Raw genomic sequence first — 22,610 nt, 5'->3', positions numbered from 1 at the left:
AGGAGGCAACTATGGATATAGTTTTTAGAAAAGACCAAAAAGAAATTATGAAATATAGATCTGGTAGTATGGGCATCCAGGCTGTTCCAGGTGCGGGCAAGACCTTTATAATTACCAACCTAGTGGCCAAACTCTTAAAGAAGATGAAGGATGATGGCCAAGATGGCAAGATTTTGGTTCTTACCTATATGAATAGTGCTGCCAACAATTTTAGGTCTAGAATAAGGTTTATTTTAGAAGACGAGGGAATTGATAAGGCTGGTTTTGAGGTTATGACCATTCATTCTCTTGCAATGAAGATTATAAGGGAAAATACTGATATAGCCATGGTTAGTGAGGAGAGTCAGATTATCGATGACTATAGGAAGGGCCTACTTATTCAGATGGCTATTGATGAATATGAGTCCATGCCGGGAAATGAAGTTAAGATTAGGTCTTTTTTGAAGAAGGAATTGAGATCTGACCAGGCCCACTTGGATAAGTGGTATAGGGAATTTACAAATATAGTCTTGAATACTATAAAATTGCTTAAATATGCCGATATTGATGTAGAGAGCTTGGATGATTATTTGCTCAAATCCGAGGCTGGCATAATGAAGATAATTGGTCCAATATACAAAAACTATCAGTCTATACTGGACCAGGAAGGCTATTTTGACTACGATGATATCTTGATTAGGGCCTATAGGATACTGGTAGATAATGAGGCAATTGCTGAAAAATACCAGAAAAGATATACTTATGTATTTGAAGATGAGTGTCAGGATTCCAATGAAATCCAGGGCAAAATAATAGATATAATTGCATACAAGAAGGCTAGCCACAAAAAATCCAAGAAAAACCTAGTTAGGGTTGGAGATATAAACCAAAGTATTACGGGGACATTTACGGGTTCTGATCCAAAATACTTCAAGGATTTTTGCTGTCAGGCAGACTATTCCTATGAGATGAATATGGCTGGAAGGTCTAGTCAGGACATAATTGACCTAGCTAACTACCTGGTAAACCAGGCCGGAGCACATCTGGAAAATATACATATTGAAGCTGTGGAAAAGGGACAAGCCTACAAGGAAAATCCGACTACTGATAGATATATGGTAGCGGCAAGGTCACTCAAGAGCCAGGAAGAAGAGCGGGACCTAGTTGTCAAGACAATTAGATACTATCAGAAGAAATTTCCAAACTACAGTATAGGAGTATTGTCATTTTCCAACTACGATACTGATGAGATGGGAGACTACTTGGCCAGCAGGGATATTGACTTTGATAAGCTGGGGGCTGATTCTAAAGTTAGAAAGAAGGTCATAGGCGACCTAAAACTTGCCTTAGACTTTCTACTGGACCCATCAAGGGAAAACTTCCTTGATCTTATAATGGAGGCCTTTATAGACAGGTTTGACCTAGACTTATGTCAAGAGGAATTAGACTCTCTGTCTACAAGTTTAGCTAAGTTTGACCATGAAGCTCTAATATATGATGATATTTATAGAGACGATTGCCTAAGTAAGTTAAGAACTAGACTAGATGATAGTTCAAGGCTGGCATTTTCTAAGCACATGAGTAAGGCTCTAGATTCTATTAGGTCTATATGTGACTATTGCCAGGCAGATAGGATAGGTTTGATTTCCTATATATTGACCAGGTTAAGCTTGACTAATAATGAAATCCTCCTATCAAAATATATAGTCTTTTATTTGAGCAACTTGGTTTCTTATGAGGGGGCAGATCTGGCAAGGCTATCTATTAGTCTAGAAAATAGGTATAGTAGGGTCTTTGATGGGGCTATAGAGTCCATATATGACATGGGAGATACTGAGCCATTGGCTGGAAGTGTGACCCTGGCAACCCTTCACAAGTCCAAGGGTATGGAGTGGGATGCAGTTATTATAACAGGCATAAACAAGTCGGACTTTCCCTCTAGTCTAGATGATTATTTTAGGGTGGATAGGAAGTATTTGCGACCGGACTTTAAGTATCCTGAGGCATTTGTCAATATTGATATAGACAAGATTGTAGGGAAAAATCCGGGCAAGACAAGGTCTTCTTATGAGGATGACCTCAAGTTGGACCTAATATCAGAGAGGGTAAGACTACTATATGTTGGTATAACAAGGGCCAAGTCTAGCCTACTACTTTTGAACTCTAAAAATAAGTTTGTGGAAAGCCTGAATAGAAATATGTATAGGAAGGATTCCAGCTACCTTGAAATAATGACTAAGTATATAGAAATGCGAAAAAATAAGTGATATAGAAAATTGGGTGAAAAAAATGATTGAAAAAGAAATTTTGAAATATAGGTTAGATAGATTGGTGTACAGCCAGAATATGCTGGCTGCATGGAAGAGGGACAAGAAGGAATTTATAGACAAGTATATCAAGCATATTTTTTGGTCAGATGACAGCCAGATTGACAGGGACTATGAAGAGAATATGTCCTATGGTAGAGATTTTCACCTAATGTGCCAGAGGATTTTTCTTGGTATTGAGCCTATTAGACCTGCTAGTGACTATGACAAGAAATTGGACAAGATTAGGGCTATATATAGGGCGTATTTGGATAGGTACGGCGATAATATAGTATTTTTGCCAGAGTATAGCCTTGAGCTAAGGGATAGGATCCAGGTTACCTATGACCTCTTAGTGAAGGTCTATAAAGATGATAGCTTGGTTGGGCTTCATATATGGGACTGGAAGACGGAGAAGAGGAAGATAGAAAAAAACTATGCAGAAAATAGGATGCAGACAAGAGTATATATGTACGTATGCAAGGAGTCGGTAGGACTGGAACTAGGATGTAGTGATATCAGTATGCACTATTACCAGCCTGCTATGGACAACCATGTAATAATTGAGTACTCAGAGGACAAGCATGAGGCAAATAGACATATGATATATTCGACTATTGACGAGATAAGGTCATTGAGTATAGAGGAGGTATAAAATGGGAGTAGGATTTATTAGGGGTAGGATTGGTTCTGACAGGAGCCAGGCCATTTTAGACCTTTGCTTCAAAGAGGCCAGGTCAGGGTCTAAGGGGCCGATATTTATACTAGTGCCAGAGAAGTATACATTTGAGATGGAGAAAAAACTCAGTTTGAGACTTTTGGAGGACAGGGATCCAGATCTGAGGATAAGGGTGGTTAGTATGTCTACCCTGTCCAATATGGTATTTACCAAGGTCGGTGGCTTGAAGGAGAAAAAGCTAAGTTCAAGTGCTAGGGGTATGCTTACTTACAGGGCAATTGAGTCAGTTTCTAAGGAACTCAAGACATTGAAGATGCCACAAGATTCGACTGGTCTAGTGGATATGGTAAAGGACGCCTTGATTGAATTGAAACAGAATAAGATAGGCCTAGAAGAGCTTGAAGACATGGCTGTAAAAACCAAAGATGAAGCCTTGAAGGTCAAGCTAGAGGATATAAGCAAGATTTATTCTTCCTACACGAAACTGATGGAAGAAGACTATATAGATACAGAAGATTGGATCAAATTGTTTTCAAAAAAACTGACTGCTTACGATGACATTAGAGAGGCCAGTATATTTATAGATGAATTTACAGGTTTTACGCCTGTCCAGTATGACCTGATAGAAAGCCTAATAGCCTTAGCTAAAAATACTTATGTATCTCTCCTACTGGACCTAGGTTCAAAGTTAGAGGTAAGAAGTGTTTTTTCAAAGACCCATATTACCTATCTTACAATTAATGATATATGCAGGAAACAAGGCTTAAAGAGATTAAAAGATATAGATATTTCTAGCGAGAACTACTATTCATCGAGTGAGCTAGCCTATTTAGAGAAGAATATAAATCTCTACAGACCTAAGCAATATGACAAGGATGTAGATAATATAGATATCTTGGAGTTTGAAAACATATACAAGGAAGTAGAGTATGTGGCTGCCAAGATAGTAGAATTAGTCCAAAAGGGCTATAGGTATAGGGAAATAACAGTGGCTACAAGAGACCTAGATTCCTATGCCTACTTGGTCAGGGCAATATTTAAAGATTACAAACTTTCATATTTCTTGGACCAAAAGTTAGGGGCAAAAACTAATCCTATACTGGTCTTGCTGACATCGATATTGAATATGAAAAAGGAAAACTACTCCTACAAGTCTGTATTTACATACTTAAAGAGTGGCCTGCTTGGTATAGGGGCAAGTGATGTTAGTCTTCTAGAAAACTATGTAATTGCAAATGGTATAAGGGGGACAAGGTGGTTTAAAGACTGGGATAGACCCCTAGTTCACAATATAGATGATGATTCTGAAATAGATATGAGCATAATTAATGACATCAGGCAAAGGGCTATGGAACCTGTAAAAAACCTGCACGACAAGCTCAAGGGTAAGAATACAGTCAGAGAGATTTCCTCATATCTTTATGAATTTTCCCTAGATATAGGGCTTCCTGATAGGATAAATAAATTGATAGAAGCCTTTAAAGAGGAAGAAGACTACTACAAGGCCAAGGAATATTCACAAGTGTGGAACATCTTTATAGATGTATTGGATGAGATGGTTGAATTTTTGGGGGACGAAAGGATAGGGATAGAGAGGTTTATGAGGCTGATGGAGGCTGACTTGGATGGTTTTGAACTAGGCCTAATACCGCCATCACGAGACCAGGTATTTGTCACTAGTGTAGACAGGATGAAAAATCCAGATACAAGGGTCCTAATCCTGATGGGTGTAAATGATGGAGTATTTCCTAAGACGATAGGTGACCAGACCCTGATAAATGATAGAGATAAGGAAAAGATAGGTCAAATGGGTATAAGATTTGATTCTGATATAATATCCAAGACCTTCGATGAACTTTTCTTGGTATACAGAGCTATGGGCTTGGCCAGAGAGAGGTTGATTCTTACATATCCGGTGTCAGACTTTGAAGGCAAGGCACTTAGGATGTCTAGCCTGGTAAAAAAGATTACAAAGATATTCCCAAAGATAAGGATTGAAAATTTCCTAGAGTCAAACCTAGATACTAGTTATATATATGACCAGCTAGTCGGTGAAGAAGAAAAAGATATGACAGAAAAAATGAGTATGTCCAGTGAAAGTTATGATAACAAGGTCCCTAGTCTAGGTCTAGATCTAGCCAAGAGTCTTTATGGTGGCGGAGTTTTTAGTGTATCGAGGATTGAAAAATACGCATCATGTCCTTTTTCATATTTTATGAGGTATGGGCTAGATGCCAAGGAGAGGCCTGTGAATGAGTTTTCTCCAATGGATTCAGGTATATATTCCCACAAGATACTCGATGACTTTTCCAAGTCCTTGGCCAAGGACTCTTTGACTTGGAAGGATATAGACAAGGACTATATTGCTGGGGCAGTCGCAAGTATTTCTGAGTACCTAGTAAAGTCTAGGCAGGGATATATATTGGATAGTTCAGAAAAATACAGGTACCTTTACGGTAGGTTGAATAGGTCATTGGTGGATGCCATAGACAATATGTCCAAGCAGATAAATAAGGGTGATTTTGAACCTAGGGGTTTTGAGTTGGAATTTGGCTTTAATGCTGCCTATCCACCACTTAGGTTAGACCTGGATGGAGGAAGAAGGGTAAATATTATAGGAAAGATTGATAGGCTGGATACTTGCCTGGATGGTAATAGGGAATTTGTAAGAGTAATTGACTACAAGTCTTCAGGTAGAGATATAGACATGACCAGGCTATATGGAGGTCTACAACTTCAGTTGTTTATGTATATGAATGCAGTCTTAAGGGCTGACAAGTCGGGTAGGCTAGAGCCAGCAGCCATACTTTATTCCAACCTAGCCAATAGTGACCTAAGTTTGGAAGGACTGGGAGATGGTGTGGCCATATCCGATAGTGAAAGAGACCTAAAACTATTACAGGATAATAAATTTAGTGGCCTAGTAGTAAAAGACTACGATATATTGGAACATCTGGATAGGGACCTAGTAGCTGGAGGCGCTTCAGATATAATGAAGGTCACCCTGAAAAAAGATGGACTTGTTTATGAGAGTCGTACAACTAGTATGTCACCAGAGGAATTTGATACTGTAAGGACCTTCGTAATGAATAAGTCAAGAGAGATATGTCAGGACATATATGGTGGTAGGATTGATATTAGCCCATATAGGATAGGAGAATCCAATGGTTGTGCATACTGTGAATACAGGTCTGTTTGCCAATTTGACCCAGCCATGAGGACTAATGCCTACAGGGTTGTAGATATACCAGTTGACAAGAAACCTAAGAAGGATAAGGGCGACAACAAAGCTGCGTCAGGCCGTTATAGTCAAATAGTGGAAGTGCTGGCAAAAAAGAATGAAGAAGCAATGAAAAGACAGACGGATGAAGAAGTATTTAAGAATAATGGTGAGGAAGCCTTGAATAATAATGAGAAAGGGGTGGTAACTAGTGGCGACTAAGTGGACAAGAGACCAGGCAAGTGTAATAGACCATAGGGGGTCAAACCTCCTAGTGGCTGCTGCAGCTGGTTCGGGAAAGACAGCTGTCCTTATAGAGAGGATAATAAGGCTAGTTACCGATAAGGACAAGCCTATAGATATAGACAAGTTATTAGTGGTCACCTTTACCAATGCTGCTGCCAATGAGATGAAGGAAAGGGTGGGCTTGGCCCTAGAAGAAGCTCTTGAAAAAGACCCAGATAGCGACCACCTACAGAGGCAGATGCTACTATTAAACAGGGCGGATATTACAACTATAAACTCATTTTGTGGACGTCTTGTGAGAGATAACTTTCATGCAACTGACCTTGACCCAAATGTCAGGATAGGTGATCCTGTAGAGGTTGAGATGATAAAAAAAGACCTAATAGAAGACCTTTTTGAAGACCTTTATGATGAAAAAAATGAGGGATTTTTGAGACTGGTAGATATTTATTCGGCTAGAAATGATGACAAACCCCTGATGGATATAGTCTTGATGTTAAATAACTTTGTAGACTCTTCAGCCTATCCAGACCTTTGGCTGGACGAGGCAGCTGAGAGATTTAATACTAAAGATAAGGATGATAAGGAGATTTTTGAGTCTTATTTAGGTCCTATTCTATTTCATGAAGTCAAATTATTGGCTTCATCTGTATATAGGCTTGAACAAGCTATCGATAGGCTTGATGGCTATGAAGACCTAGTGAAATACAGGGATTTTTTGATGAATCACTGTGCCTATATCAGACCAATTTTAGACTGTTTTACATCTGATTCAATATCAAAGGATGGTATTCACAACTTAACTAGCGAGTCAGATAATAAAACTGAAGGTGATTTGGAGTCTGGTCTTACTGATTTAGACCTTGTTAAACTAAAGGAAGTCATAGATCTATATAGGACTGGACAAGCCAAGATAAAGAATTTCAGGATATCTTCCAAGGCAGATGATTATGTAAAGGAAGACTATAAAAAAATAAAGGAAGTAGCAGGTGAAGCCTTAAAGACAATCAATATGAGTCTAGGCAAGCTGTATATTAGCATGGATGATGTGAGGGTGGAGCTAGACCTGGCATATCCATATATGAGGGCCCTGTCAGACCTAACCAAGACCTTTAGGCAGGCCTACAGGATAAAGAAGAAGGCCTTGGGCCTGATTGACTTTGCAGATACAGAGCATACAGCCCTAGATATTCTAACTGAAATGTCAAATGGCCAGGTGGGACCTAGCAAGATTGGTCTAGCCTATAGGGACCTATATGAAGAGGTGTTTATAGATGAATACCAGGATAGTAACATGGTTCAGGAATTAATTCTTTCGACTATTTCAAGGGACAAGCCAGGAAATAGGTTTATGGTCGGGGATGTCAAGCAGAGTATATATAGGTTTAGACAGGCCATGCCAGAGATCTTTATGAAAAAATATATGAGCTACAGGATTAGCCAGGGACCAGTAGACGACGGAAGAAAGATACTTCTGTACAACAACTTTAGGAGTAGGAGTCAGGTCCTAGAGGCCTGCAACCATGTATTTATGTCTATAATGAGGCAAGACACAGGAGAACTTGACTATACTGAGGAAGAAAGGTTGAATCCTGGTGCTATTTTTAAGGAAGTTACAGTTGAAAGCTATAACCTAGCTGGTCCTGTAGAAGTCAGGCTTGTCGACAAGAAATACAAGGATGAGGATATGGACCTAGAGCCAGTTGAAGAGGAAGAATTTAGGATTGTATCGGCCTTTAGGTCCCAGTGTCAGGCTATGGGGGCATATATTTATGATATAGTCAATAACAAGGATAAACCATATTTGATATTTGACAAAAAAATAGACAAATATAGGCAGTTGGACTACAGGGATATAGTAGTCTTAGTAAGGTCGCCAAGGTCCAAGTTAGACGATATAGAAGATGTATTTGGCCAATTTGCTATACCTCTTTATTCGGACCTGGGTGGGGACTATTTCTCTACTATTGAGGTCAGCATATTTGAAAACCTACTCAGGATAATAGACAATCCTAGGCAGGATATATGCCTTCTATCTGTAATGAGGTCGCCAATATATGGCTTTGAGCCTAGAGACTTTGCCCTTTTGAGGCTTCTAGACAAAGACCTTGATATCTACGGACTCTTGGACAAGTTATATAGTATGGACCAAGAAAACTTAGTGAACTTGGGAGAGGACTACCAAGACCTGAGGACTAGGGTCATATCCTTTATGGACCAGCTAGAGGATTATAGGAAGAAATCCATCCTAATGCCACTTGATGAGTTTATATGGTATTTGCTCAAGGCAACGGGCTATTATGCTTATGTTGGTGGCTTGGAAATGGGCCAGCACAGGCAAAACAACCTGATGCTATTTTTTGAGAGGGCTAGGAAGTTTGAAAAGTCTTCCTTCAAGGGACTATTTAACTTTGTAAACTACTTAGATAGGGTCAAGACTAGGGGGGCTGACTTTGGTGAGGCCAAGGAGGTCTCAGAGGATGCCAATGTGGTAAGATTGATGTCTATCCACAAGAGTAAGGGGCTGGAATTTCCTGTGGTAATAGTGGCCAATGCAGATGGTAAGTTTAATTTTAGGTCCAGCGACTATAGGTTGTCACTCCACCAAGACCTAGGTTATGGACCGGAAATAATAGACAAGACTAGGAGGATTAGGTTCCCAAGCCTGGCCAAGAAATATATAGACCAAAAGAAGAGGCTAGAACAATTAGCTGAGGAAATGAGGCTACTCTATGTTGCCATGACCAGGGCCAAGGAAAAGTTAATTTTCTTTGCTAGTGTGGACGATTACGATAATAAGTTAGATGCCTGGAAGTCTGTGATTAAGAACCAGGATGGAGATATAGATAGCCTTGAGATACTAAAAAGTAGCAACTATCTAGACTGGATTATGATGTCTATAGCCAACCTTGAGGTCAGGGGCAAGGCCCTTGATGCAAGTGGTCATGAATGTGACTATTTGGGTTACAAGGATTGCCAATGGATAGTAAATCTTGAAGACAAGTTATCAGCCTTTAAGAGACTCAAGAATTTTGAAGCTAGAGATGAGGTGCCTGAAGTTATATATGATAAAGCTGAAGCCGATAGAAAAGAGCCTGATAAGGAGAAAAGTGACTTGGATGCAGATATTGAAAATAAAAAGGTCAAGACTAGTGGTCATGAGAAAGCGGGTAATAAGTTAGTCATTAAACCTTACGACTACCAGGCCAGCGCTCTCAAGCCAGCTAGTATATCAGTGTCAGAGGTAAAAAAAATACTGGAGGCAGATGACCAAGATATGCACGAGAGTATGTATATGAAGAGGCAGATACCAGACCTAAAGACGCCAGCCTTTATGCATACTTCTAAAAAGAAAATATCCTACAGCTCAGCAGAAAAGGGAACTATCTTCCACCTAGTTATGGAATTATTGGATTTCCAAGGATTGGCCAAGATAAGCCATAATGTTGAGGCTGTGGAGAATAAGTTAGAGGCTGACCTAGAGGCCTTGGTTGCCAAGAATATACTAAGGCAAGAAGAACTGGATACAGTGAATAGGAAGTGGATAAGAGACTTTGTCAAGACTTCAATCTTTGCCAGGATGAGTCAGGCAGATAGTCTGGGGCTTCTACACAGGGAGACTGCTATTGACTACAATATAGGAGTAGCCCAGATATACAGGGATGAAGGAATAGATGAGAGTGAAAGGATGATGTTGGTAGGTATAGTAGACGCATTTTTCGAAGACCAGGATGGTGACTTGGTCTTGCTAGACTACAAGACAGACTATGTCAACCAAGATAACTACGACCAGGTAGTGGCAAGGTATAGGCCACAGTTAGACCTTTATGCAAGAGCACTTGAGGATATTTCGGGTAAGAAGGTAAAGGAAAAACATATATACCTATTTAGTAGGGGAGATTTAGTTTCTTACTAATAGAAGGGAGGTTTTTATGAGGATTCTTCATACGTCAGACTGGCATCTTGGAAAAACCCTAGAAGGCCATGATAGACATGATGAACAGGTCAAATTTTGCGACAACCTGATAAATATTGTGGAAGCAAACCAGGTAGACCTGGTCCTAGTAGCTGGTGATATATACGACAGCTACAATCCCCCATCAAGTGCTGAGTCCCTATTTTATAGGACTATAGAAAGACTGGCCAAGGGTGGAGAGAGGCCTATATTTATAATTGCCGGCAACCACGACAATCCAGATAGGCTAGAATCAGTCAAACCCCTAGTGGAAAGCCTGGGAATTACCATATTGGGTTACCCAAGGAGCCAGGCTAAAGAAGGGGATTACAAGGGATTTTCTATAGACCATGCGAGACCAGGTTTTACTAAACTAGCTGTAAGGGGACAAAAAATCAATATAATCAGCCTGCCCTACCCAAGTGAAAAGAGGTTAAATGATGCCTATGACCAGACTGACGATATAGGTGAGATGCAGGAAACATATTCGAAAAAAATAGGCAGGATATTTAGGGATTTGGAAGGCCTATATAGGGATGATGAAATCAATATAGCCCTTAGCCATATATTTGTTGTTGGTTCGGCTATATCTGATTCTGAGCGTAGGATAGAGCTTGGAGGCAGTCTCTTGGTTGAAAAATCAGACCTACCAGCCAGGTCCCAGTACACCGCACTTGGACATATTCATAAGCCGCAGAGGATATCCAAGGAATACAGGGCCTACTATTCAGGGTCACCAATCCAGTACAGCAAAAACGAAAGGACATCATCCAAATCAGTCTACCTAGTAGACCTGGAGCCAGGTCAGGAGCCTGATGTTAGCCAGATTTTGCTAGATAATTACAGGCCTATATGCCTATTTAAGACTTCTGGCCTAGATGATGCAATGGAAATATGCCAGGAGAGGTCAGGCCAGGATATATTTGCCTATTTTGAGATAGAGACCAAGGATAGCATTGACCTTGAGAGTATTAGGCAGATGAAGAAATTAATAAAAAATATAATTGAGATAAAGCCAGTTTTGAAGGGCGACCAGGCATGGGTGAAAAGAGAGATGATAGATATAAATAGGGCCAGTATTAGTGAGTACTTTGTTGACTTTTACAAGGGAGAAAATGATGGCAAGAATCCAAGACAAGAACTTGTCGACCTCTTCAATAAATTAATCAGCAAGGAGGGCATGGACAATGAAACCAATTAGACTAGAAATTGATGGGATAAACAGCTATGCTTCCAAGCAGGTTATAGACTTTGAGACACTGACATCCAGGGGTATATTTGGCATATTTGGCAAGACGGGGTCCGGTAAGTCTACCATATTGGATGCCATGACCCTGGCTCTTTATGGCAATATAGCTAGGGGGACCAAGGAATTTATCAATTCCAACAGGGACAAGGCCAGTATATTCTATACCTTTGAACTGGGACTAGGTTCAGATAGGGCTAGATACATGGTTACTAGGAGGTTCAAGAAAAAGGAAAAGTCAGGTAAGACTTCAGCAGTTAGTGACTATGTAAGGCTAATGTCAATGGATGCTAGTGGTGAATACGAGGTACTAGCAGACAAGGTTGGAGAGGTAAACAGCCAGATAAAATCTATATTGGGACTAGAAGAGAGCGACTTTTTAAAGTCAGTAGTATTGCCCCAGGGAAGGTTTGGAGAGTTCCTATCCCTTACTGGCAAGGACAGGAGAAATATGCTGGAGAGGATATTCAACCTAGAAGAATATGGGACAGATTTAAATATATCACTCGCCAGGAATAAGAAGTCAGTAAATGACCAGATAAATATAGTCCAGGCCAAGCTGGCAGAATATCCAGATGTGACCGCTCAAGCCTACAAGGACCTGGAAGAAAATATAAAAGACGTGAATAATGAACTAGCTTCTAGCAAAAATAGTCTAACAGAGGCGGACAAGCTCTATGAAGAATACAGGGAAGTTTATAAATTAATGTCTGACAAGGCCAAGTTAGATTTAATAGAAAAAAACTTATCTAGTCAAAGAGAAGAAATGGAGTTTCTAAGATCTAGGTTGGAAACTAGTAGGACCTACTTTGGCTTGGAAGCGGATATCAAAAAAATAGAAGATTTAGATGCCCAACTAGTTAAAATAAATCAAGAACTCAACCTAGCAGACAAAAATAAGAAGAAGCTTGATGAAGACATGGCTAGGGAATCTGATATATTAGGCCAGCTAGAAAGCAAGATTAAAGACATGAGGCAAGATAGCGACTATAAGAATAGGTTAAGAGAAGCCTACCAGCTGGAAGTATCTAAAAATCAGCAAGAAGAGGACAAGGCCAAACAGGAAGCTCTGGTATCCAAAGACCTAACCACTAGCAAAAGTATAGAAAAATCCCTAGAGGTCAAGCGGGAAGAATTAGATAAAATAGAAGAACAAATCGGTAATATAATTGATGCAATAATCGAGGAAGAAAAAATTCAGCTAGTAAGTGATGACCAGCTAATGGAGATGAATACTAGCCTGCATGAGCTAGCCTCAAGTCTGTCCAAATATGAGGAAAATGAGGCAAAATACAAGCTTTTAAAAGACAAGTCAAGTCTAAGGCAAGAAGAAATAGCTAAATTAAAGAAAAGTCTAGAACTACTCGAAAAAGAAATAAAAGACCAAAAATTAGGTCTTGATAATATGATCAAGGAAAATACCCAGGTCAGGATTCAAGATCTGGCAAAAGACCTTAAAAGCATCCTACTAGATCATGACCACCAGGGGCAAGCCTGCCCAGTCTGTGGCTCTAAAATAGTCAGCCTTGATTATCAGGCAATGTATGATATAGACCTAGATGCCTACAAGATGAAGATTGACCAGGCGCAAGTAAACTTGGAAAAGTTGATTGACCATAGAGATCAGATGAGGTTAAAGCTGGGTAAGCTGGAAGTTCAACTATCACTTGAAGAAGAGGAGATAAAGGTCTTAGAAGATGACTTAGGCAAGAAGGACTTAGGAGAAATAAGGTCAGTCTATAAGTCCTCCAAAGACCAATTGGACAGGGAAAGGTCTCTAAAGAGTTTAAAGGAAAGGGAAATAGCTAAATTAAACAAGGAAAAAGATCAGGTTCATAGGGACAAACTTGAAATAGAAAAAGATATAAATAATCTTACAATAGACCTAGAATCAAGAAAAAGCAGGATAGGGGTATATAAGTCAAATATAAGTGGGCTTGATGAGTCTATAGAAAATATTGATAGCAGGCTAAGTCCCCTAAAATTAGGTCTAGGAGTAGATAGCTTGGAGGAAGTCTACCAAGATATGCAAAAGAAGGAAGAGGCCTTTGACAGTTTAAGCAGGAATATTCAGGCTCAAATAGACAAGCTAGAAGACCTAAAGTCAAAAGAAAGGGTAATCACCCAAGCCTACAATGAACTATCTAAAGACCGGGAAGTAGCCCAAGGAATGAAGGCAACTATCTTGTCCAGACAAGAATTCAAGGATATAGATAGGATAAGGGAAGAGTCCTTGACTAGGGATGACTACGACCAAGCCCTAGCTCAAGTAGAAGATTATGACAAAAAAGTATTGGAGACGAGTCATTCTATAAAACTATTGTCAGAGAGTCTAGGCGGTAGGTCGTTAGATGAAGCTCAGTTAGTTCAACAAGAGGAGATATGCAAAAAGCTCACAGAAGTTGTCGACCACTTGAAGGATAAGCTGTCAAGGTTCAGCTATCAGTATAAAAAAATGGGACAAGACTTAGACCTTGTAGCTAGCTTTAAAAAAGATCTTGCAGGCTACCAGGCCAGTATGGACTCAATTTTAGAACTTGAAAAGCTCCTAAGGGGAAATAAGTTTGTAGAGTACTTGGCCCAGATATACCTACAGAATATAGTGCATGATGCATCGCAGAGGTTGGACCTAATCACAAATGGCAGGTATGCCCTGGAAATAGATGGAGACTATGCCTTTGTCATCAGGGATAACTACAAGGGAGGATTGAGAAGGTCAGCAGATACCCTGTCAGGGGGAGAAAACTTCCTTACATCCCTAGCCCTAGCCCTAGCCTTGTCTTCACAGATACAATTAAAGGGGTCTGCTCCACTAGAATTCTTTTTCTTGGATGAAGGATTTGGAAGCCTTGATAGGGACCTACTGGATACAGTCATGAATTCATTAGAAAAGCTCCAGGGACAAAATATGAGTGTGGGTATAATCAGTCATGTGGAAGAGCTTAAAAATATGATACCAGTCAGGCTAGAGGTGGAGTTTGATGAGATAGAATCATCTTCTAAAGTCAAGCTTTCATGGTAAAATAAAAATAATTATGTTATAATGAAATCAAGATAAATTTCGATAATAGGAGAGTGGTTTTATTGGATTCTGGTAGTTTATGGATTCAGGTTGTAGTTTTAATAGGGTTAGTAATAATATCAGCATTTTTTTCTGCATCTGAGACAGCAGTAATGTCAGTTAGCAAGGTGAGGATTAGGCACCTAAGGGAAAATGGCGTCAAGGGCGCCAGTGTATTGGAAAATTTAATAGACCAGCCTAAAAAATTGTTGAGCTCAATTCTAGTAGGCAACAATGTAGTGAATATAGCTGCCACATCCATATCTACATCTCTGTTTATGAGTATATTTGGCAATCAGGGTATAGCCATGGCTACCTTGGTCATGACGGTCATAGTATTAGTATTTGGTGAAGTGACTCCAAAGACTCTTGCAGCCAACAATAAGGAGAGGGTTTCCCTAGCCTTTGCCAAAATACTAAGGCTAGTAATAATAGTTCTGACACCATTTGTATTCATTATAAATATAGTGACTGTCGTGATATTCAAGATATTTAGGATAGAAGATGACGACCCAAAGTCACTGGTAACTGAGGAAGACCTAAAAATAATGGTTAATGTCAGCCATGAAGAGGGTGTCTTGGAGCATGAGGAAAGAGATATAATCAACAATGTCTTTGAATTTGGTGATATGAAGGCTGATGATGCCATGGTTCAGAGGATTGACATGGTCACTATAAATGTAGATTCAAGCTATGAAGATGTCTTGGAAGTATTCAGAGAAGAAAAGTTTAGCAGGATGCCAGTCTACAGGGAGAGTGTGGACGATATAATCGGTATCTTAAATATAAAAGATATAGTATTTTTGACAGACGAGGAAGAGGAAAATTTCAACGTAGAAAACTATATGAGAGAGGCCTTCTTTACCTATGAATTCAAGAAGATATCCCAGTTATTGGAAGAAATGAAGCTTGCCAAGACACAGATAGCTATTGTCCTAGATGAATATGGTGGTACATCAGGACTCCTGACTATAGAGGACCTAGTAGAAGTCTTGGTAGGAGATATAGAAGATGAATACGATGAGGATAAAGAAGAAATCGTAAAGATAGCTGAAAACAAGTACCTAGTAGATGGTGGTACCAAGTTGACAGATGTCAATGAGTACCTCTACAATGAATTAGAATCAGATGAGTTTGACTCCATAGGTGGATATGTAATGGGCTATATCAATGGTCTACCAGAAGAGGGTCAGGAAATCCAGTTAGATGAATCCATCAAGGTCAAGGTAATATCTCTTGACAAAAACAGGATAGAAAAGCTTCAGATGGATGTCAAGGAAATCGAAAAAAATGATGATGAAATATCATTCAAGGAATATATAGAAAAAGAAAATAATAAGGACAATGACTAGTTTTATGAATATTATAGTAGATTATAGGATGGATAAAGAAATAAGGGATAGTCTAGAAGTATTGGGATTTGAAATATATGATTCATATGACCAGAGTCAGCTCTATGAAGGTTTAAGAGGACACGTTGACCTGTCAATATTTTTTGATGGGTCAACTTTTGTGTGTTCAAAAGAATCATATGATTACTATCTCAATATTCTAGGTGAAAAATTGAATCTGGCTACCAACCGCAAATATAGGTTGATTCAAGGTACAAAAAGTCTAGGGAAAAAATATCCTCATGATGTAGCCCTAAACATAGCCTTTACAGGAAGATATGCAATAGGTCGACTTGAATCAATGGAGCCAAGACTCATAGACCTGCTTGAAGAAAAGGAAAATTTAGAAATAATCGATGTAAAGCAAGGGTATGCAAACTGTTCCATCTGTCAGGTAAGTGAGGATGCAGTAATAACAGCAGACGAGGGACTCTACAGGATTTTGAATGAAAGGGGACTCCATGTCTTGAAGATAAGACCAGGCCACATTGACCTAGTTGGAATGGATTATGGTTTTATAGGTGGGGCAAGTTGTGACTTGGGTCAGGCAAGAATTGGTTTTTTTGGTGACCTAGATAGCCACCCTGATGGTGGGATGATCAGGCAGTTTATAGAGGCGCATGGCAAGAAGGTAGTGTCACTGGGGACTGGTGGCTTGAAAGACTATGGTAGTGGAATAGTGTTTTAGGGGTGATATTCAAATTTATATAATATGACTGAATCTAACTATGCTTGGATCTGATTCCGACTTATTTGATATATATATTGAAGGAATTTACAATACAGTTATAGTTAGGGATATTGAGGAGAGACAGTTTAGAAGGGTAAGTAAATCCAAAAATAGTAAGATTAATGATATAGCTCTTTTAAAGATGATAGCCAAATATATGTCTAGTGTGATTGGTAGTCCTGTAAGTGTCAGAAGTATTACTAATTATTTGATTTCTAATGGTCGTAAAGTGTCGGCCAATACAGTTGATGACTACCTGAATGCCTTGTGTGAATCGTTTGTTTTTTATCCAGTTGAGCGTTTTGATATCGTGGGCAAGGAAGTATTAAAGCAAAATAGGAAATTTTATATTGTAGATTTGGGCTTGAGGAATTATATATTGCCAAGGAAAAATTATGATTTGGGATTTTCTATAGAGAATATAGTGTATTTTGAATTATTAAGAAGAGGGTATCGTGTAAATATAGGCAAGCTTAGAAGTACTGAGGTTGATTTTGTTGCTAGGAAAAATGATGAAGTGGTTTATTATCAAGTTACCGCTAGTATGGTTGAACAAGCAACATTTGATAGAGAGATGAGACCACTCAAGTCAATAGCGGACAATTATGAAAAAATAGTTCTTAGCCTGGATAGGTATACAAGAGGAAATTATGAGGGTATAAGGGTTGTAAATTTGATTGACTGGTTGTTGGAATAGTGATGACGACCAGATTGTTTAAGTGCAGAATCATAGGTGTGATTCTGCACTTTTTTATAAATGATAGTATTTATTATTGCCAAATATTAAAATAAGTAGTATAATATAGCTACCGATGATAGTATCGGTAAGGAGGCCTCTATGAGAAAAAGATTAACTAGTGAAGAAAGAAAAAAAGAAATACAAGTCAAGGCGATGGAAATATTTCTAGAAAAGGGATACAAGAACACGACTATGCAGGATATTGTAAAGGCAAGTGGTCTGTCAATTGGTGGTCTATATCATCACTACAAAAAAACATCAGAAATATTATATGATGTCATGATTTTGGGTTGTGAGTACAGGTTTGACCTGATGAACAAAAGGATGGAAGAAGAATCTGGAAATCTAACTAATGAACTTATGGCTAAAATTATTGTAGATAAGTGTCTTGATGACAATGAATATATGCCAATTTATGTGATGTTTTTGCAGGAAATTCAGGAAAATGAAGAATTGAGAAGGCTATATAGTGAAATCAAGGACACAAATATGGAAAAGTTACAATCTATTTTGGTGAGGGTGGGATACAAGCCACTATCAAGAGATTTTTGCGACTATTTGACGGATATAATTAACTCAATTATACTTGCATGTGGTCTACTTGGTGTCAGAGAGAGTTTTATTAGAAAAAGATATCTACTTGAGGATATGTTTTTATCGCTACTGAGAAAGAATGAATAGGTGACTAGAAAGGTAGTTAGTGATGAATAAAAATAGCGAAGAATTATTGAGCATGAGACCGATTGATATCATGGTAAAGCTATCAGTTCCAGCTATATTGGGGATGATTGTGATAGGTTTATATCCTTTGATGGACGGTATTTTTGCTGGTCAGATACTAGGTCAGAAGGAGATGACAGCTGTTGGTATAGCCATGCCCTTTACCTATTTTAATACGGGTGTATCAACCTTGATTGGTGTAGGTTCGGCTTCAGTTTTATCAAGGGCACTTGGTAAGAGGGATAGGTCGACTATCGACAAAATAATGGCTAATCTGTCATTTTGGGTGATATTATTTTCAACGATAATTACTATAGTGGGTATAGTATTTTGTGAAAAGATGTTAGCTCTTGTCGGTGCTAGTGGTGACATACTTAACTATGCGAGTAGGTATTTAAGGATAATTTTTATAGGTTCTATATTTGTTAATTTTACCCAGGCTGCCAATATGGTAATGCGTGGTGAAGGTTTGATGAAAAGGGCTATGATGATTATGGGAGCTGGAGCTCTTATAAATATTGTCTTGGACCCGATTTTGATGATTAGTATGGGTGAGTATGGTGTTGAAGGTGCTGCTGTAGCAACTGTTACAGCCCAGGTAATCCAGGGATTGGTAACAATATATTACTTTAAGGTCAAGAGCGAGACCGTGAAAATAAGGGGTATACGAAATGAGCAGACTATATCGAAAGAGGTATTTTGTGTAGGAGTTTCAGCCATGCTGATGCAGGTATTGACTATAATCCAGCAGAGTCTACTATATAGCCAAGCCTTTAAATATGGAGGGGACCAGGCTGCGGCGATTATGGCTGTTGTTCTTAGGGTTTTGTCCTTCTCTTTTATACCAATTTGGGGTATGAGTCAGGGGCTACAGCCTGCTATAGGTGCTAATTATGGAGCAGGTAATTTTGATAGGGTCAGGTCAATTTTTAAGGTATTTACATTGGGTTCCTTTGTTTTGGCTGGAATATTTTGGATACCGTCAGAAATTTTAACTAAAAATGTGCTGATGGCATTTGGGATTAAGGAAATGACTCTAGCAATGGGTATACCGGCTTTTAGGATGCTCTACAGTGTATTTATACTTTATGGTCTAATGATAATGGTCTTGACATTTTTCCAGTCGATTGGAGATGGAAAGACTGCTGGCTTGTTAGTTATGTTAAGGCAGATAATACTTTTTGTTCCAGTTATATTTTTACTTCCAATGCTAGTAGGTATAAATGGAATTTGGTTGACAATACCATTAGTCGACTTATCTGTGGTAGTTTTAAGTGTATTTAAGTATATGAAAAAATCAAGAAATTTAGCATAAGATTTATCATGGTCAGTGGTCAAGTTATTGATGAAAGCTTTAAGGAATTGACTTAACTAAAGCTAGTATAGTAAAAAATAGAGGGTATGCATTTATTTTCATGTGAACCGACTTCCCAAATTTTAGATTTTTAGGTCTAACTTTTTTTTGGGGGGGTAGGTACAATGTGTGTGGAATGCGTGCCCTCTATTTGTTGTGTACTATTTTTGTAGGCTAGTATTTTAAATTTTGCTTTTAACAAGTTTCATCAAACAAAGACAAGATTCATAGATGTCATCGTAGGTCTGGTCAAAGTCACCTGTGTACCAAGGGTCTGCAATATCCCTAGGATGGTCAGTCAGGTCCATAAATTTCATGACCTTTGATTCATCAATAGGGCCAAACTCTCTTTTGATATTGTTCATGTTATTTTGGTCCATAGTGAAGATATAGTCAAATTTATCTAAGTCGGATTTTTTTAGCTTGGTGGCAAACATTCCTTCGACACCTATTCCGAATTCCTGTAGTTTCTTTCTTGTGCCAGGATGGACGGGGTTGCCAATATCTTCATAGGAAGTTGCTGATGAATCGATGAATACTTTATCGTTCAAGCCTTCCTGGTCTACCATGTGGCGAAATAGGGCTTCAGCCATAGGAGACCTGCATATATTTCCGTGACATACAAACATTATTTTCATAGTACTAGAATTCCTTTCTCATATGTATAGAATATTTATATTATAATCTTATCATATATTCCATTCTTGCTCATAGGTAAGCATTTGTGTTTATAAAAATAGGTTAAATTTAAATAATTTAGTTTTTATTCAAGAAATTTCTAAGAGCCCCTATCATACCAGCATCATTCTTAAGTTTAGCAAACCTAATTTCTGTATGGTCTAGTATCAAAGGAGTCAGGTATTTGGCCATGGCAGTTTCTAATCTAGGTCTAAAGTAGTCGTCTCTAGCCATGATACCGCCACCTAGGATTATAATACCAGGGTTGTAGATGTAGGCAAGGGTAGACAATCCTATTGCAAGCTTGTCGATCATCACATCTACTGCATCAATATATACCTGGTCACCAGCTTGGATTTTTTCAAATACCATTTTTCCATCTAGGCTATCGGACTCTAGTCCAAGCTTTTTCTCTAGACCTGATGTCATTGCATAGGCAGATGCAAGGTCTTCAAACCTTCCACCAGGAATTACAATTTTACCTATTTCACCTGCGCACATACATTCACCGTTTATTAAATGACCATCCTGAATTAGGCAGGCCCCTATACCTGTACCAACAGTAATCATACTGACTAGCCTGCTATCAGTGTCATCTCCCAGCCATAATTCACCTAGACCAGCAGCATTTACATCATTTTCTATTTCACAAGTTAGTCCTGTTTCTCTTTCTATTATTTCCTTTACCTTCATGCCAGAGTAGCCTGGTATTAGGTGGTCATCTGCATGCATGACTATACCATTTTTTGAGTCTATCATGCCGTGAGATGAAATAGCGAGTCCAGATAGTTCATATCTACTAGAATAATCCTTAGTCTTTTTTATCATCTTGTTGACTATTCCAGGTCCGCCGGATGTTCTAGCCTCTGAATCCATACTTCCTTTTTCTAGTATATTTCCATTTTCTTTAATTATGCCATATTTGATGCCAGTACCACCAACATCAAAACAAATGTATTGTTTCATATTTTCCTATTAAAATGTACCTTATACATTTTTCTCCCTTCCAAAATAAACTATAAATGACTGGTCACGAAAGATATTTTTAATACAAAAAATCTATCGGTTAGTAAATCATAAAACCAGTATAATCTATATTATGAAAATTTTCAATAAATTTATAAAAAACACCTTGCAATCGGTTAGCAATTGTGATATATTGTGTATAAAGTTAACGAAACCGGTTAAGTAACTAATAAAATTAATACGAAATCGGTTTAGTAACTTTAAATGTATTATCAAATGTGAGGGGGTTTTTCGAAAGTGGAGAAGCAAAGAAAAGTTACTATGCAGACTGTGGCTGATGAAGCTGGCGTCTCAAAGGCAACTGTATCTAGGGCTATCGGAAATTATCCAGACATTAGCGATAGTACTAAGAAAAAGGTTTTCGAGGTTATGGAGAGGTTGAACTATCATCCAAGCGCCATTGCTCGTAGTCTGGCTAATAGGATATCTAAAAATGTTGGATTGGTTTTACCAGCAGATGACGATTTCTTTATGAATCCCTTTTTTCAGGAAAGTCTGAGGGGAGTTGCCAAGACAGCAGGTAAGAGGGGCTATGACACCCTGATAGCCTATAATGGTAAGAATGAAACAGATGCAATCAAGAGGTTGGTAAATGCCAACAAGGTGGATGGTGTTATCTTGATGAGGTCAGTGATTGGCGATTCAACTGTCAATTACCTAAGGGAGATAAAGTTCCCATTTATCTTGATAGGTAAGAGTGAAGAGTATGATGATATTTATACTGTCGATACTGACAATGTGGATGCTTCAAAAAAATTGACTGATCGCCTAGCAGATGCTGGTTGCAAGAAAATCGGTTTCATTGGCGGTAAGAGGGACTCAATGGTTACAATTGATAGGTATGATGGCTATATACAGTCATTAAAAGAGAGGAACCTTTATTTTAGTAGTGACCTGGTTGAGGAAAACGAATTTAACAAGATAAAGGGTTATGAGTCTATGAAAAAACTTTTGCTAGCCAACCAGTATATAGATGGGGTAGTTATTACAGATGCTTTGATATTCTCTGGAGCTATTGATTACTTATCTAGTATAGGAAGAGAAAAAGATATATTAATTGGAGCTTTTGGAGCGGAGTCTAATAGTTTTAACAAGGATAAGTACAGGATTGTAAATGTAGATGTAGGCTCTATGAAGATAGGTGAATGTAGCTGTGAAAAGCTTATAGACATACTTGAGAAAAAAGATGTCGATAGGCTAGATATAGTAGACTACAGGATAGAATAGTAGGTTATACAGCTATAATATTGATTTGGTTATAATAAATGTAATATATAACG

At 38.5% G+C, this 22,610-nt stretch carries 14 protein-coding genes; 12 read left to right on the top strand and 2 right to left on the bottom strand.

Annotated elements, in window-relative coordinates:
* Nucleotides 1–11 precede the first annotated feature (11 nt).
* The 11 genes from HMPREF1639_RS08045 to HMPREF1639_RS07995 all read left to right on the top strand — a co-directional run bounded on the left by HMPREF1639_RS08045 (nt 12) and on the right by HMPREF1639_RS07995 (nt 19,587).
* Nucleotides 12–2,246, top strand: a complete 2,235-nt coding sequence (locus tag HMPREF1639_RS08045) for an ATP-dependent helicase (RefSeq protein WP_036765315.1) — start codon at nt 12–14, stop codon at nt 2,244–2,246.
* Between the two features lie 22 nt (nt 2,247–2,268).
* A complete protein-coding gene (locus tag HMPREF1639_RS08040) occupies nt 2,269–2,940 on the top strand; it encodes a PD-(D/E)XK nuclease family protein (protein ID WP_036765314.1) in 672 nt (223 codons plus the stop codon).
* Nucleotide 2,941: 1 nt separating this feature from the next.
* A complete protein-coding gene (locus tag HMPREF1639_RS08035; RefSeq protein ID WP_052045481.1) occupies nt 2,942–6,406 on the top strand; it encodes a PD-(D/E)XK nuclease family protein in 3,465 nt (1,154 codons plus the stop codon).
* Nucleotides 6,396–10,346 (top strand): helicase-exonuclease AddAB subunit AddA, encoded by a 3,951-nt coding sequence (gene addA / locus HMPREF1639_RS08030; RefSeq protein WP_036765313.1) that lies wholly within the window; start codon nt 6,396–6,398, stop codon nt 10,344–10,346. The genes HMPREF1639_RS08035 and addA overlap by 11 nt, the downstream gene beginning before the upstream one ends.
* A gap of 16 nt (nt 10,347–10,362) precedes the next feature.
* Nucleotides 10,363–11,586, top strand: coding sequence for a metallophosphoesterase family protein (locus HMPREF1639_RS08025; protein WP_036765309.1), 1,224 nt, complete (start codon nt 10,363–10,365; stop codon nt 11,584–11,586).
* Nucleotides 11,573–14,653, top strand: coding sequence for an AAA family ATPase (locus HMPREF1639_RS08020; RefSeq protein ID WP_036765307.1), 3,081 nt, complete (start codon nt 11,573–11,575; stop codon nt 14,651–14,653). Before HMPREF1639_RS08025 ends, HMPREF1639_RS08020 begins: the two co-directional genes overlap by 14 nt.
* 62 nt (nt 14,654–14,715) lie before the next feature.
* On the top strand, nt 14,716–16,044 hold the full coding sequence (locus tag HMPREF1639_RS08015) for an HlyC/CorC family transporter (RefSeq protein WP_036765305.1): 1,329 nt from the start codon (nt 14,716–14,718) through the stop codon (nt 16,042–16,044).
* A gap of 4 nt (nt 16,045–16,048) precedes the next feature.
* A complete protein-coding gene (locus HMPREF1639_RS08010; RefSeq protein ID WP_156955976.1) occupies nt 16,049–16,771 on the top strand; it encodes a DUF6873 family GME fold protein in 723 nt (240 codons plus the stop codon).
* A 40-nt stretch (nt 16,772–16,811) separates the two neighbouring features.
* Nucleotides 16,812–17,510, top strand: coding sequence for an ATP-binding protein (locus tag HMPREF1639_RS08005; RefSeq protein ID WP_052045479.1), 699 nt, complete (start codon nt 16,812–16,814; stop codon nt 17,508–17,510).
* A gap of 141 nt (nt 17,511–17,651) precedes the next feature.
* Nucleotides 17,652–18,233 (top strand): TetR/AcrR family transcriptional regulator, encoded by a 582-nt coding sequence (locus tag HMPREF1639_RS08000; RefSeq protein WP_036765303.1) that lies wholly within the window; start codon nt 17,652–17,654, stop codon nt 18,231–18,233.
* 22 nt (nt 18,234–18,255) lie between these two features.
* Nucleotides 18,256–19,587 (top strand): MATE family efflux transporter, encoded by a 1,332-nt coding sequence (locus HMPREF1639_RS07995; protein WP_036765302.1) that lies wholly within the window; start codon nt 18,256–18,258, stop codon nt 19,585–19,587.
* 221 nt (nt 19,588–19,808) lie between these two features.
* On the opposite strand, the gene HMPREF1639_RS07990 is transcribed toward HMPREF1639_RS07995, so the two are convergent.
* Together HMPREF1639_RS07990 and HMPREF1639_RS07985 are read right to left on the bottom strand one after the other, a co-directional pair.
* Nucleotides 19,809–20,264, bottom strand: a complete 456-nt coding sequence (locus HMPREF1639_RS07990; protein WP_036765300.1) for a low molecular weight protein-tyrosine-phosphatase — start codon at nt 20,262–20,264, stop codon at nt 19,809–19,811.
* Between the two features lie 118 nt (nt 20,265–20,382).
* The gene (locus HMPREF1639_RS07985; RefSeq protein WP_036765299.1) at nt 20,383–21,270 is read right to left on the bottom strand and encodes an ROK family protein; all 888 of its coding nucleotides are present in this window, start codon (nt 21,268–21,270) and stop codon (nt 20,383–20,385) included.
* 297 nt (nt 21,271–21,567) lie between these two features.
* Here HMPREF1639_RS07985 and HMPREF1639_RS07980 point away from each other — a divergent pair, with 297 nt between their 5' ends.
* Nucleotides 21,568–22,557: a LacI family DNA-binding transcriptional regulator gene (locus HMPREF1639_RS07980; RefSeq protein WP_036765297.1), complete on the top strand. Its 990-nt coding sequence runs from the start codon at nt 21,568–21,570 to the stop codon at nt 22,555–22,557.
* The last annotated feature ends 53 nt before the right edge of the window (nt 22,558–22,610 follow it).

The organism is Peptostreptococcus sp. MV1, assembly GCF_000758885.1.
Lineage (GTDB): Bacteria > Bacillota > Clostridia > Peptostreptococcales > Peptostreptococcaceae > Peptostreptococcus.
The sequence above is the reverse complement of the archived record's forward strand: the minus strand, read 5'-3'. Positions and strand labels throughout refer to the sequence as shown.